The 13,529-nt window shown below is 61.5% G+C and carries 10 protein-coding genes; 6 read left to right on the top strand and 4 right to left on the bottom strand.

Annotation, left to right across the window (positions count from 1 at the left end):
- Window positions 1-15 precede the first annotated feature (15 nt).
- From AACY31_RS00510 to AACY31_RS00500, 3 genes are all read left to right on the top strand, one after another.
- The gene (locus AACY31_RS00510) at window positions 16-906 is read left to right on the top strand and encodes an esterase/lipase family protein (RefSeq protein ID WP_339478446.1); all 891 of its coding nucleotides are present in this window, start codon (window positions 16-18) and stop codon (window positions 904-906) included.
- Between the two features lie 96 nt (window positions 907-1,002).
- On the top strand, window positions 1,003-1,275 hold the full coding sequence (locus tag AACY31_RS00505; RefSeq protein WP_339478447.1) for a PsiF family protein: 273 nt from the start codon (window positions 1,003-1,005) through the stop codon (window positions 1,273-1,275).
- A gap of 218 nt (window positions 1,276-1,493) precedes the next feature.
- On the top strand, window positions 1,494-2,507 hold the full coding sequence (locus AACY31_RS00500; RefSeq protein WP_339478449.1) for an AI-2E family transporter: 1,014 nt from the start codon (window positions 1,494-1,496) through the stop codon (window positions 2,505-2,507).
- Window positions 2,508-2,638: 131 nt separating this feature from the next.
- Here AACY31_RS00500 and AACY31_RS00495 read toward each other — a convergent pair whose 3' ends face one another.
- Complete coding sequence (locus tag AACY31_RS00495) at window positions 2,639-3,913, bottom strand: Hsp70 family protein (RefSeq protein ID WP_339478451.1); 1,275 nt, start codon at window positions 3,911-3,913, stop codon at window positions 2,639-2,641.
- Between the two features lie 296 nt (window positions 3,914-4,209).
- Here AACY31_RS00495 and AACY31_RS00490 point away from each other — a divergent pair, with 296 nt between their 5' ends.
- From AACY31_RS00490 to AACY31_RS00480, 3 genes are all read left to right on the top strand, one after another.
- Window positions 4,210-5,148 carry a DnaJ C-terminal domain-containing protein gene (locus tag AACY31_RS00490; protein ID WP_339503644.1) on the top strand — a complete coding sequence of 313 codons (939 nt, stop codon included), beginning with the start codon at window positions 4,210-4,212 and terminating at the stop codon, window positions 5,146-5,148.
- A gap of 168 nt (window positions 5,149-5,316) precedes the next feature.
- Complete coding sequence (locus tag AACY31_RS00485; RefSeq protein WP_339478454.1) at window positions 5,317-5,616, top strand: chaperone modulator CbpM; 300 nt, start codon at window positions 5,317-5,319, stop codon at window positions 5,614-5,616.
- A 111-nt stretch (window positions 5,617-5,727) separates the two neighbouring features.
- On the top strand, window positions 5,728-10,767 hold the full coding sequence (locus AACY31_RS00480) for an NEL-type E3 ubiquitin ligase domain-containing protein (protein ID WP_339503642.1): 5,040 nt from the start codon (window positions 5,728-5,730) through the stop codon (window positions 10,765-10,767).
- Between the two features lie 90 nt (window positions 10,768-10,857).
- Here AACY31_RS00480 and ureC read toward each other — a convergent pair whose 3' ends face one another.
- The 3 genes from ureC to AACY31_RS00465 form a co-directional block, all read right to left on the bottom strand.
- Entirely contained in the window at window positions 10,858-12,564 is a 1,707-nt protein-coding gene (ureC, locus tag AACY31_RS00475) for an urease subunit alpha (protein WP_339503639.1), read from the bottom strand.
- Between the two features lie 123 nt (window positions 12,565-12,687).
- The gene (locus AACY31_RS00470) at window positions 12,688-12,996 is read right to left on the bottom strand and encodes an urease subunit beta (RefSeq protein WP_339478460.1); all 309 of its coding nucleotides are present in this window, start codon (window positions 12,994-12,996) and stop codon (window positions 12,688-12,690) included.
- Window positions 12,993-13,526, bottom strand: coding sequence for a GNAT family N-acetyltransferase (locus AACY31_RS00465; RefSeq protein WP_339478461.1), 534 nt, complete (start codon window positions 13,524-13,526; stop codon window positions 12,993-12,995). Before AACY31_RS00465 ends, AACY31_RS00470 begins: the two co-directional genes overlap by 4 nt.
- Window positions 13,527-13,529: the final 3 nt, after the last annotated feature.

The following is a 13,529-nucleotide window of genomic DNA, read 5'->3' as shown; positions in this document are numbered from 1 at the left end:
CACAAGGATGTCGCCATGTCGCAACGCTGCGCCACTCGTTACCCGCTGGTACTGGTCCCGGGGATGTTCGGGTTCATACGCCTGGTGCTGTATCCGTACTGGTATGGGATCGTCTCGGCGTTGCGTCGCGGCGGGGCCGTGGTCGTGGCGGTGAAGGTTTCGCCGCTGCACTCTTCCGAGGAGCGCGGCGAGCAATTGCTGGCGCGGATCGAGGAGATCCTGCGGCAAACCGGTGCGCCGAAAGTCAACCTGATCGGCCACAGCCAAGGCAGTCTCACCGCCCGCTATGCAGCCGCCAAACGCCCGGACCTGGTAGCGTCGGTCACGTCGGTGGCCGGCACCAACCACGGCTCAGAACTGGCGGATTACCTGCAAGCCCACTACCCCGCCGACAGCGCCAAGGGACGCGTGCTCAGTGCCGTGCTGCGCCTGATCAACACCTTGATGAGCCTGCTGGAAACCGGTTATCGCGGGCCGAAGCTGCCGGTGGATATTCACGCTTCCCATGCCTCCCTGACCACCGCCGGGGCGGCACTGTTCAACCAACGTTATCCACAGGGTCTGCCGCTAACCTGGGGCGGCAATGGACCGGAAGAGGTCAATGGCGTGCGATATTACTCGTGGTCCGGCACCTTGCAGCCGGGCAAGACTGACAAGGGGGGCAACCTGTTCGACGGCACCAACCGCAGCTGCCGTTTATTTGCTCGTACGTTTGTTAGGGAGGCGGGGCAGTGCGACGGTATGGTCGGACGCTACAGCTCGCACCTGGGCACAGTGATCGGCGATGACTATCCGCTGGACCACTTCGATATCGTCAATCAATCGCTGGGGCTGGTGGGCAAGGGGGCCGAGCCGATCCGGTTGTTTGTCGAGCATGCCGAGCGGTTGAAGGCTGCTGGCGTGTAGCTCAGGCACAGAGGATCCACCTGGTGAAGGTGTAACAGGTTTTGTCTACACTGCACTTCATCGCCACACCCTCGTGTGGCAGCCAGGAGAACCACCATGAAGACGCTGCGTGTGCCTTTGTTGATGATCGGTTTATTGCTTTGTTCCCAGGGCTTCGCCGAAACGGCGCAGCAGTCTAAGATGACCACCTGCAACGCCGACGCTACCGCCAAGGCGCTCAAGGGCGACGAGCGCAAGGTCTTCATGAGCAACTGCCTCAAGGCTACCCCGCAGGAGCGCATGAAAACCTGCAACGTCACGGCCACCGAGCGGGCTCTGAAGGGGGACGCCCGCAAGGCGTTCATGAGTGAGTGCCTGAAGAAAAAATAAGCGTTGAATCCATAACTCTATCGCGAGCAAGCGCGCTTCCACAGTGGGTTTGTATTGTCCGGCCCAGGGTGGAAGCGCGCTTGCTCGCGATGAGAGCGACACAGCCACTGCAAAAAACACCTGAACTGCGACCAAGGTCGGCCGACACAATCCCTAGTGCTGCCAGCGGATCGCTGGCAGACTGCCGATCCTTTTACGCCGTTTTGTCCTGAGGCTGTATGCCAACGTTTTCTCAGCGTCATGTGTTGTTGGTGATCAGTTGGGTGATCATTTTTGGTGGGCTGTTGCTGGTGTTGCCGCTGCGCCTGTTGCCGAGCCTGCTGGCCGGGCTGCTGGTGTTCGAACTGGTCAACATGCTCACCCCGCAGTTGCAACGCCTGATCGAAGGCCGCCGCGCTCGCTGGCTGGCGGTGGCATTGCTGGGCACGCTGGTGGTCAGTGCGCTGACGCTGATCTTCGCAGGTGCCTTCAGTTTCCTGTTACATGAAGCGGAAAACCCTGGCGCGTCCCTGGACAAGTTCATGACCGTGGTCGACCGTGCCCGTGGGCAATTGCCGCCGTTCATCGACGCTTACCTGCCGGCCAGCGCCGCCGAATTCCGGGTGGCGATCGGCGACTGGGTGAGCAAACACCTGAGCGACCTGCAACTGGTGGGCAAGGACGCGGCCCACATGTTCGTGACGCTGCTGATCGGCATGGTGCTGGGGGCCATCGTTGCCCTGCAACGCATCCCCGACCTGACCAAGCGCAAGCCCCTGGCTGCAGCGCTGTTCGATCGTCTGAACCTGCTGGTCAAGGCGTTTCGCAACATCGTGTTCGCCCAGATCAAGATTTCCTTGCTCAACACCTTCTTCACCGGGATTTTTCTGGCGGTGGTGCTGCCGCTGTTCGGCATACATCTACCCTTGGCCAAGACCCTGATCGTGATGACGTTTTTGCTGGGGCTGCTGCCGGTCATTGGCAACCTGATGTCCAACACCCTGATCACCATTGTCGCCATGTCACTGTCGATCTGGGTGGCGGTGGCGGCGCTGGGTTACCTGATCGTGATCCACAAGCTCGAGTACTTCCTCAACGCCCGCATCGTCGGCGGGCAGATCAGCGCCAAGTCCTGGGAGTTGCTCATGGCGATGCTGGTGTTCGAAGCCGCGTTCGGCCTGCCGGGAGTGGTGGCGGGGCCGATTTATTATGCGTATCTCAAGAGTGAGTTGAAGCAGGTGGGGATGGTTTGATCCGGTAGGCGTCGCCTGTTCTGGCGCCATCGCGAGCAGGCTCGCTCCCACAGTTGACCGAGTTCCTTCAGAGGGAATGCGATTCAATGTGGGAGCGAGCCTGCTCGCGATGGACGCGCCGCAGAACTGGATCAGACCTGAGTGCCGTACCGCTTCATCGCCTCGATCGCCAACCCGCTGCCGATACTGCCGAAGATATTGCCTTCCACATGCCGCGCCTGGGGCAGCATCGCCGAGACGCTGTTGCGCAGCGCCGGAATGCCGCTGGAGCCGCCGGTGAAAAACACCGTGTCGACCTGATCGACCCGCACGTTGGCATCGTTGAGCAACTGCGTGACGCTGCCGCGTACCCGCTCCAGCAAGCCGTCGATGGCCGACTCGAACAAGGCCCGGCTCAGGTCCACGCTCAGGCCCGGCTCGATCCGGTCCAGCGGCACGTGGCGTTGGTCGGATTGAGTCAGCTGGATCTTGGTTTCTTCCACTTCCATCGCCAGCCAGTGCCCGGCGCGCTGTTCGATCAGCTTGAACAGCCGGTCGATGCCGCCGGTGTCTTCGATGTCGTAGCGCATGCTGCCCAGGGCCAGGGTGGTTTTTTGCGAGTACACCGCGTTGATGGTGTGCCAGGTCGCCAGGTTCATGTGGTGGCTGGTGGGCATGTAGGCGCCGCTCTTCATGCGGCTGCCGTAGCCAAACAGCGGCATCAGGCCGGCCAGCGAGAGCTGCTTGTCGAAATCGGTCCCGCCGATGTGCACGCCACCGGTGGCGAGGATGTCGGCGTGGCGGTTGTCGTGTGTGCGGCGCTCGGGCGACAGGCGCACCAGGGAGAAGTCCGAGGTGCCGCCGCCGATGTCGACGATCAGCACCAGCTCCTCTTTCTCGATGGTCGATTCATAGTCGAATGCCGCCGCGATGGGCTCATATTGGAACGAGACTTCCTTGAAACCGATGGCGCGGGCGACGTCCACTAAAGTGTTTTCCGCTTCCTGGTCGGCCATTTCATCGTCGTCGACAAAAAACACCGGGCGACCCAGCACCACTTCTTCGAACTCCCGACCGGCGGTGGCTTCGGCACGTTTCTTCAACTGGCCGATGAACAGCCCCAGCAGATCCTTGAACGGCATGGCCGTGCCCAACACGCTGGTGTCGTGCTTGATCAGCTTGGAGCCCAGCAGACTCTTGAGCGAGCGCATCAGCCGGCCTTCGTAGCCTTCCAGGTATTCGTGCAGGGCCAGTCGGCCATACACCGGACGGCGCTCCTCGAGATTGAAAAAGACCACCGAGGGCAGGGTGATCTTGTCGTCCTCCAGCGCGATCAACGTTTCCATGCCGGGGCGCAGCCAGCCGACAGTGGAGTTGGACGTGCCAAAGTCGATGCCACAGGCACGGGCCGGGGATGCGTTTTTCATGTCTTTCGGGTTCCAGTTGAAAAAACGGCCGCGCAGTGTATGTCAGTGCGGCGCGGATTCGAAGGCCGGTTATCTGCTAATTCGCAATCGTTGGCCTTGAAAGACGGCATCGCACCCCCAAACTTGCTGGCATGAGCCTGGTAGCACAGGGCGGGCACAAGAACCGCCGCCGGCTGCCGATAAACTTCTGAAGCGCCGCCCGGTCACAAACCTTGAGATTGGTCAAACTCCGGGGCTTGTATTACGAGCATGCTGTGCATGGCGGCGCTATATCGATAACGGATGGTGATCCTTCAATGGACTTCAAAGACTATTACAAGATCCTGGGTGTTGAGCCGACGGCCGACGACGCCACGATCAAGGCCGCCTATCGCAAACTGGCGCGCAAGTACCACCCGGATGTGAGCAAGGAAAAGGACGCCGAGACCCAGTTCAAGGACGTCTCCGAAGCCTATGAAGCGCTGAAAAGCGCCGACAAGCGCGCCGAGTACGACGAGCTGCGCCGCTACGGCCAGCACGGCCAGCCGTTCCAGGGCCCGCCGGGTTGGCAGAGCCGTGGTGGTTTTGACGGCCAGGACACCGGGGATTTCTCGGACTTCTTCAGTTCGATTTTCGGTAATCGCGGGCCGGGTTTCGGCGGCGGACAGTCAGGTCGCAGCGCCGGCCGTCGAGGGCAAGACGTGGAAATGGAATTACCGATCTTCCTGGAAGAGACCCTGTCGAGCGAGTCGAAAAAGGTCAGCTTCCAGGTGCCGCAGTACAACGCGGCCGGCCAGCATGTGAGCAACACCAGCAAAAGCCTGAACGTGAAGATCCCGCTGGGGGTGACCGACGGCGAACGCATCCGCCTCAAGGGCCAGGGTGCGCCGGGCGTCGGCGGCGGCGCCAATGGCGATTTGTACCTGACCATTCGTTTCGCGCCGCACCCCAAGTTCGATGTCGAAGGCCAGGACCTGATCATCACCTTGCCCCTGGCGCCGTGGGAATTGGCGCTGGGCACTGAAGTGGCGGTCCCGACCCTCACCGGCAAGATCAACCTCAAAGTCCCGGCCGGCAGCCAGAATGGCCAACGCATGCGCGCCAAGGGCCACGGTCTGCGTAACAAGGCCGGCGAGCGCGGTTACCTGTTCGTGCAACTCAAGGCCGTGATGCCCAAGGTCAGCGACGAAACGGTCAAGGCGTTGTGGGCGGAACTGGCGAAGAAAGCCGTGTTCGATCCGCGGGAGAACTTCTGACAGCGCCCCGTTTCTGTTGGTAGGAGCTGTGTAGGAGCTGACGAGTGAAACGAGGCTGCGATCTTTTGATCTTGATCTTTCGCTCTAAACTCAATGGGTAACGGAAAGATCGCAGCCTCGTTTCACTCGTCAGCACCTACACAGTAAAAGCATTGGGAGAAGCAGACCATGAGCAACCCGATCATTGAACTGAACCTGGTGGAATTCTGTGAAGCCGCCGCATTGGCCGATGTCCATGTGATCGAAATCGTCGAGCATGGCATCCTCGAACCCCACGGCGCGGCCCCGACGGATTGGCGTTTCACCGATTACGAACTGACCCTGGCCAAGCGTGCCGCGAAGCTGCGGCACGACCTGGACCTGGAATGGGAAGGCGTTGCCCTGGCGCTGGACCTGCTGGAGGAAGTCCAGCAATTGCGGGACGAGAACCGGCGGCTGCGCCGGCAGCTGGGTCGTTGGGTGGACTGACAGCGGCGCTCGTGCCCGTTATGTCTTGTCGAAATAGCGATAAATAGTTACCGCACTCTTCGAGCGCGCGCTGGTTAGGCTCGGGTTTTCCAGCATCAAGGACGACCCGATATGTCAGAACCCATTCTTCCCCCCGTGAGGCCTGAAGCCCGCGGCCTGCACTTGGACCTGCTCAAAACTCGTATTCCCGGTTGGTACAGCGGGGCCATCGTGCAGCGCCAGCAGGCGCTGAGCGAGCATGCGCTGGAACTGCCAGACTGGTATGTAAAGGCCTCCCACGAAACCAGGGCCAACCTCAAGAGCCGTCATTCGCGCTACCGCGAGACCTTGAACCAGGTCGATAACACCTTGGGCGATATCCGGGATGTTCGTGCCTTTGCCGAGCCGCTGCTTAAGCAGGCGATTGAGGCTGAGTTCAAGCAGGAGCTGAACGTCCACCAAGTCTATTTCGTCCGCAAGTACGGACGCCAAGTTCGCAGTGATTTCTTTGGCGCGCTCGTCCTGGATAACGGAGAGCGTCATTTCAATCAGTACGAATACCACGGCGCTTCGCTGTTGGAGACCGCGCTGGGCAACTTCGAACCTGACGAAGAAAACCAGCCAGGTTGTGCCGATTGCACGCTTATCACCACTCAGCGCCCGTTTTATGGTGGGGCGGTCGAGCCTTCCATCAGTGCCTTTCGCGCGGGGGCGTTGTCGATTGCGCCCCAAGCCTTTGCCAAGCTATGTCGCACGTTGGACCTGGGGCGCCAGTATCAAGAACACATCAACGCTATCGTACGGCCGGCAGATGAGGTGTCACGCAACCCGTTGGACCGCCAACTGCGCGATCATCACCGGCAAGGTTTGGCGCTGAGCATGGAGCTCGCCTGGGCAAAGGGGGATATCAGTCGGGCGGCTTATCGAATGTTGCAACAGGTGGTCGGCGACCAGGACGCAATCACCTTGGACGACCGCGCGGTGACCTTCACTTCGCTGAACGTTTTCGACATCGAGTTGGTTGGCCCGGTGCTGATCGGACCGGAGCGTGAAAACAGCCGGCGAGTCGAGCGGCTCGTGGCCTACCTTCCCGGTGATCCCGAGCAGCCGCTGAAGGAGTTTGCTTCCAGCGCCGACTTCATGGCTGAAACGCGGCGGCGCCTGCACGGCATCACCTATCGGCGCTTTTTCAGCCGTTTTGTGCCGCTGCGCAAGCAAGGCGTTTTTTTCGAGCAGTTCAACCGGTTCTACCAACCCTCTGAGCAGGCAGAGGACCAGGTCGACTACCCGCTCAAGCCGAACCTGCGGCGGCTGCCCATGGGCACTTCGCCCATTCCCGCCCCGTTGTGGGAGTCCTTGCGGCGACGGCAGATCCAGAAGATCCAACTCGACGCACGGGCGGTAGCGGTGCCCACCGGTGATGAAGACAAGAAAGCCCGTCTGGCGCGCCAGGAAAGTTATTTGAATGCGGTCATCGATGTGCTCAACCTGGGAGCGTTCGTCGTGCCAGGGCTGGGGCCGCTGATGTTGACGGTTGGGGCGGTACAGATGTTCAACGAGGCCTTTGAGGGCATCGAAGCGTTCGAACGGGGGGAGACCAAAGAAATGTGGGCGCATTTTTCCAGCGTCGCCCTCAATACCGCGTTCGTGGCCACGGGCGCCGCGGTGCTGCCGCATATCCAATGGTCCAACGCCGTGGATCAGTTGGAACCGGTCCAGTTGGACAACGGCGAATCGCGGCTGTGGCGTCCCGACTTGACCCCCTACCGGAGCGATCTTGTGCCGCCCGCGGGTGCAGTGCCGGACGCTCGAGGTTTGCATCGGGTCAACGGCCGTCAGGTCCTGGTGCTGGATGGCCAGCACTATGAAGTGCAGCGGGATCCGTCCACGCAGCGGTATCGCATTCGGCACCCCTCCCGACCGGATGCCTATCAGCCCGAGTTGACGGACAACGGCAGCGGCGCGTGGAACCATGAACTGGAGCACCCCTATGGCTGGGAGGGCGCGAAGTTGATAAAGCGGCTAGGGCATCGGGTCAAGGATTTCAGCGCGGCGGAACTGGAGCAGATTCGCATCGCCAGCGGCACCCCTGACGATGTGCTACGACGTGTACACGTGGAGGGCGCGCCGATGCCGGCGTTGCTGGCCGATACGATCACGCGCTTCGACATTTGTCGGCAAATCGAGGTGTTGACCGGGCAACTGCAAAGCGAAGACGCGCTGCAATACGACAACGCCGAGCCGATGGCCCAGTTGCACTTGCTCACCCGTTATGGCCCGTGGCCAAAGGGGCTGCAGCTGGAGGTGCTCGATCACTCGGGCAGGCGTCTGTGGCAATTCGCCCCCGGGCCTGAAGGTAACGCCGCAGCCCAGGGGGGCAGCCTCGCCGAAGCGAACGTGCGGACGCCTTCGGTGTTGAAAAACCTGATCGAGGCGGTGGATGCCGCCGGCGGCGACCTGTTGGCGGATGCGCGCCCGGCCATGGCGAAAACCGACATGCCGGCCCGAGTTCGCCTGCTCAGGAAAAAACTCGCGGAGATCGTGGTGCGTGAGAAAGCGGGTTTGTTCAATGACTATTATGGCAAGGAGGACTTCTCGAACGACCCCCGTGCGACGTTGATCAAATCCCGCTTCCCTTCGGTCCCCGCCGGGGCAATCGACCAGATGCTGGCCCATGCCAGCCCGACTGAAACAGAACACATGGCTGCATGGGATTTCGCCAATGCAGCCCAGACCAAACCCATCCCGTTGCGTATCGCCGAAGAGCTGCGTCATTTCCAGCGGGCCGTGCGGATGAACCGAGCCTACGAGGGGTTGTACCACGAGCCGTTGGCCACCGCCGATACGTCGCGGTTGGCGCTGGCGACCTTGAAAACCTTGTCGGGTTGGAGTGATGCGGTGCGCATCGAGTTGCGCGAAGACGACGTGACCGGCGTATTGATCGACGCGATCGGGCCGCAGGACGCGCAGCAGATCAAATACGTGGTCAAGGATGAGGGGGCCTACAAGTCTTTCGACGACCAGGGCAACGACCTGAGCCACTGGGGGAGCCTCTACGATGCGTTGCTGCGTGCCCTTCCGGATGCCGAGCGCCAGGCAATCGGCCTGCCGTCGATCCATCAAGCAGACCTGTTGAAACAGACCATTGGTGCCGCCCCATTGAGCCGGGATTCCCTGGCGAGCCTCTTGAAGCTGCCACCGATCAAGCCCTGGTTCAAATCGCCGATGCGCCTGGCCTCGGGCCAGCTCGGCTACCCGTTGGGGGGGCTGCGCGAACTGTTGGGGGTGGGGCGTTCACCGCAAAGCCGGGTCCTTGAGCTGTACCCGGACTATACCGCGCAAGAAGTCGAGGCTTTGCTGGATTCATTGGGCGGGGGAGCCGTCAAGGAGCTGAAGCGGCGTAAGGTCGAGCTGAATATGCTGCATCGGGATCTGGACCGTTGGGCCAACACGCCGGCTTGGCGTGAGGTGGGGCGTCAGCGTTACGTGGATGTGGACCCGCAAGCCAGGCGAGCGCTGGCTGAGCGCATCAAGCGTTGCTGGCGGCGCCAGGCTCCGGTGGTATCGGCGATGGACGGCAGCAGGGTGGGATATGAGTTGAGGATTAGCCAACAGTATGTGGGAGGCCTTCCCGACCTGACCGCCGATTTCAGCCATGTGGTCTCACTGAGGTTGAATGATATGGGGCTTACAACCGCGGACAGTGAAAGTTTCCTCGCCAGTTTTTCTTCCCTTCGCTGGTTGGATATGACCCGCAACAGGCTGACTCATCTTCCCGCCACGCTAGAGGCGATGAAGGGCCTGACCAAGCTCGATCTGGGATCTAATCAGATATTTCTGACACCCCAAAGCGTCGTAACGCTACAAAGCTTGACCCGACTGAAAGTACTCAATCTGGAGTTTAATCCGCTGGGAAGCTTGCCGGATTTCAGTTTTTTGTCCGATCTGAGGGGCCTGTATTTGAAGGGCACCGGCATTAGTGTCTGGCCCAGCGGCCTCAGTGAGCTGCCTCTGGATCGGCTGGATTTGCGCGACAACCAACTGACCCAGGTCCCGGACAATCTGATTGATCCGCCGGCAGAGCGTGCTCGCGCCACCGCTCGCCTCAATGGGGTGACGCTCTTGCAGGGTAATCCGTTGAGCGAGCTGACCGAGCAGCGCTTGGGCGATTACTGGACGAACCTCTCGCTGTCGCATCCGCAATGGCTGGCTTTGCGTGGGTACGGTGCGTTTGGGCCTGCCTCTACCGGCAGGCCGTCAAGCGTGCAGCAGTGGTTACGCAATTTGCTGGGAACCGAGCTAGAGGCAAAGAAAGCTTTGTGGCAAAGCCTGGCAAATGAACCGCAGTCCAAGGAGTTGTTTCACCTGTTGAATCGATTGGCCGGTTCTTACGAGGGCCAGGAAAACTATTCGGACCTTCAGGCTCGTGTTTGGCAGATGCTTGAAGCGGCCAGGGATTCCACGCAGTTGCGTCGTGAACTGTTTGAACTGGCCGGCGCCCCGGCGTGCGTGGATCGGGCGTCGTTGTCGTTCAGCTACCTGGAAATCAGGTTGATGATTCACAACGCCATGGCTACGGCGGCGGCAGGGGACGAGGCGGCGACGTTGGTTCGCCTGGCGAAGGGGTTGTTTCGCCTTGATGAGGTGGAGCGCATCGCCCAGCAGGATATCCAGCAGCGGCGTGATGCTATCAATGCCCGTCTCGATCTCACGGCCGCGAAGAAGGTCGAAAAAATAAAGAAGATAGAAGAGGTCGAGGTTCGTCTGGCCTATCGCGTGGGTCTGAAGGCGCGACTGGAGCTACCGAAACAACCCTCAGGCGCACGGTTTGTCTCGATGGGACAGGTTACGGGTCCGATGCTCGATGCGGCGGCCGCCCTCGTCTTGGCGCTGGACGATACGCCTGCGCAATTCCAGTCGCTGGTGAGCCGGGATTTCTGGATCGACTACCTGAGGCAACAACATCCGGCGTCCTTCCAGGCGCTGACCGACACGCTCATCGCCAAGCAGATTGAACTGGATGAGGCGAAGGTCGCCGGCACCCTGGAGGCGACCGACTATGCCTCTCAATCCGAGGCGTTGGCCTTGCAGCATGGCATCAAGGAGGCGGAGCTGATTCAGTCATTGACTCAATCGGAACTGGACGCGCTGAAGGAAAGTACCGAATTGTAGGTTGAACCCGCTCGGTCATTTCAGGGCAGTGAATCTCTGTGGCGAGGGCGCAAGCGCCCTCGCCACAGCATGTTCGGCAAGCGATCCCACTCAGAACAGGAAATAACGCTGCGCCATCGGCAGCACTTCGGCCGGTTCGCACCATAGCAACACACCGTCGGCCTTGACCTGGTAGGTCTGCGGATCGACGTCGATGCTCGGCAGGTAGTCGTTGTGGATCAGGTCGGTCTTCTGCACATCGCGGCAGCCTTTGACCACGGCGATTCTTTTCTTCAGCCCAAGTTGTTCCGGTAACCCCGCCTCGGCGGCGGCCTGGCTGATGAAGGTCAGGCTGGTGGCATGCCGCGAGCCGCCAAAGCTTGCGAACATCGGTCGGTAGTGCACCGGTTGCGGTGTCGGGATCGAGGCGTTGGCATCGCCCATCAGGCTGGCGGCAATCGCCCCACCCTTGAGAATCAAGGTCGGCTTGACGCCGAAGAACGCCGGGCGCCACAGCACCAGATCAGCCCACTTGCCCACTTCGATGGAGCCCACTTCATGGCTGATGCCATGGGTGATCGCCGGGTTGATGGTGTACTTGGCGATGTAGCGCTTGATACGGAAGTTGTCGTTGCCTTTGCCTTCGCCGTCGCCGGGCAGGGCGCCGCGTTGCTTCTTCATCTTGTCGGCGGTCTGCCAGGTGCGCGTGATGACTTCGCCGACGCGGCCCATGGCCTGACTGTCGGAGCTGATCATCGAGAAGGCGCCGAGGTCGTGGAGAATGTCTTCGGCGGCGATGGTCTCGCGGCGGATACGGCTTTCGGCGAAGGCCACGTCTTCGGCAATGTTCGGGTCCAGGTGATGGCAGACCATCAGCATGTCCAGGTGTTCGTCGATGGTGTTGCGGGTGAACGGCCGGGTCGGGTTGGTGGAGCTGGGCAGCACGTTGGCGAAGCCGCAGGCCTTGATGATGTCCGGCGCGTGACCGCCACCGGCACCTTCGGTGTGGTAGGTGTGGATGGTGCGGCCCTTGAAGGCGGCGAGGGTGGTTTCCACGAAACCCGATTCGTTGAGGGTGTCGGTGTGGATCGCCACCTGCACGTCGTACTGGTCGGCCACGCTCAAGCAGTTGTCAATGGCGGCCGGGGTGGTGCCCCAGTCTTCGTGCAACTTCAGGCCGATGGCGCCGGCCTTGACCTGCTCGATCAACGGCTCTGGCAGGCTGGCGTTGCCCTTGCCGGTGAAACCGATGTTCATGGGGAACGCATCGGCGGCCTGGAGCATGCGCGCCAGGTGCCAGGGACCGGGGGTGCAGGTGGTGGCGTTGGTTCCGGTGGCCGGCCCCGTGCCGCCGCCGATCATGGTGGTGACGCCACTCATCAGCGCTTCTTCGATCTGCTGCGGGCAGATGAAATGGATGTGGGTGTCGATACCGCCGGCGGTGAGGATCATGCCTTCGCCAGCGATCACTTCGGTGCTGGCGCCGATGGCGATGGTCACGTCGGGCTGGATATCCGGATTGCCGGCCTTGCCGATGGCCGCGATGCGTCCGTCCTTGAGGCCGACATCGGCCTTGACGATCCCCCAGTGGTCGATGATCAGCGCGTTGGTGATCAAGGTGTCCACGACCTCGGCGGCCAGCAGTTGACTCTGGCCCATGCCGTCGCGAATCACCTTGCCGCCGCCGAACTTCACTTCTTCGCCGTAGGTGGTGAAGTCCTTTTCCACTTCGATCCACAACTCAGTGTCGGCCAGGCGGACCTTGTCACCGACGGTGGGGCCGAACATGTCGGCGTAGGCTTGTCTCGAAATCTTCATGTGCTTTCCTGATCGTTCCCACGCTCTGCGTGGGAATGCCGCCATGGACGCTCTGCGTCCGCTTGTGTGACGCGGAGCGTCACGGGATGCATTCCCACGCAGAGCGTGGGAACGAGCTGACGCTTAGTCCAATTCGCCCATGACCCGCCCGGCAAATCCGAACACCCGGCGATGCCCGGCCAGGTCCACCAGCTCCACTTCGCGGCGCTGGCCCGGTTCGAAGCGCACCGCGGTGCCGGCCGGGATGTTCAGGCGCATGCCACGGCTGGCGGCGCGGTCGAAGGTCAGGGCGTCGTTGGTCTCGAAAAAGTGATAGTGCGAGCCGACCTGGATCGGCCGGTCGCCGCTGTTGGCAACGTTCAGCGTGAGCGTGCGGCGGCCTACGTTGAGTTCGATGTCGCCAGGCTGGACCTGGTATTGCCCTGGAATCATTGCGGTTGCCCCAAAGTCTTGTAGTAAATGGCGGTCGGTGTGTAGGTCCCGTCCGGGCTCTGGCAGTAGTCCGGCAGTTCGCCGACGCGGATGTAGCCCATGGCGCGGTAGAACGCTTCGGCCTCGGAGCCGGCCTCGGTGTCGAGGTACAGCAGGCCGCGCTTGTGCTGATGGGCGCCGAGTTCCAGGGCGCTCATCAATTGTTGGCCCAGGCCCCGGCGGCGGGCCTCGCCGCGGACCAGCAGCTTCTGCACTTCGGCCCGGTTGAGGCCGTTGGGTTTCTGGCACAGGCCTAGCTGGACGCTGGCTTGCACCTGTTCGTCCTTGACCACTACCCACAGCAGCAGGTGGCCCTGGTTGAGGCTGGCCTGGACCTCGTCGAAATAGGCACGTGCCTGGACGGCATCGAGATCGGCCATGAACCCCACGCTGGCGCCGTACCCGACGGCGTCGAGCAACAGATCGATCAGGCCCTGGCGATAATGCGCAAAGCTTTCAGCGTGGACTCGACGCAACTGGGCAGCGTTCATTGG

Origin of the sequence: Pseudomonas sp. RL_105y_Pfl2_101 (assembly GCF_963970585.1) — a bacterium.
Taxonomy (GTDB): domain Bacteria; phylum Pseudomonadota; class Gammaproteobacteria; order Pseudomonadales; family Pseudomonadaceae; genus Aquipseudomonas.
This window is presented reverse-complemented; position numbering and strand designations above follow the sequence as displayed.

Coding starts and splice junctions, on each gene's coding strand:
- AACY31_RS00510 (WP_339478446.1), top strand. CDS start 16: ATGTCGCAACGCTGCGCCACTCGTTACCCGCTGGTACTGGTCCCGGGG.
- AACY31_RS00505 (WP_339478447.1), top strand. CDS start 1,003: ATGAAGACGCTGCGTGTGCCTTTGTTGATGATCGGTTTATTGCTTTGT.
- AACY31_RS00500 (WP_339478449.1), top strand. CDS start 1,494: ATGCCAACGTTTTCTCAGCGTCATGTGTTGTTGGTGATCAGTTGGGTG.
- AACY31_RS00495 (WP_339478451.1), bottom strand. CDS start 3,913: ATGAAAAACGCATCCCCGGCCCGTGCCTGTGGCATCGACTTTGGCACG.
- AACY31_RS00490 (WP_339503644.1), top strand. CDS start 4,210: ATGGACTTCAAAGACTATTACAAGATCCTGGGTGTTGAGCCGACGGCC.
- AACY31_RS00485 (WP_339478454.1), top strand. CDS start 5,317: ATGAGCAACCCGATCATTGAACTGAACCTGGTGGAATTCTGTGAAGCC.
- AACY31_RS00480 (WP_339503642.1), top strand. CDS start 5,728: ATGTCAGAACCCATTCTTCCCCCCGTGAGGCCTGAAGCCCGCGGCCTG.
- ureC (WP_339503639.1), bottom strand. CDS start 12,564: ATGAAGATTTCGAGACAAGCCTACGCCGACATGTTCGGCCCCACCGTC.
- AACY31_RS00470 (WP_339478460.1), bottom strand. CDS start 12,996: ATGATTCCAGGGCAATACCAGGTCCAGCCTGGCGACATCGAACTCAAC.
- AACY31_RS00465 (WP_339478461.1), bottom strand. CDS start 13,526: ATGAACGCTGCCCAGTTGCGTCGAGTCCACGCTGAAAGCTTTGCGCAT.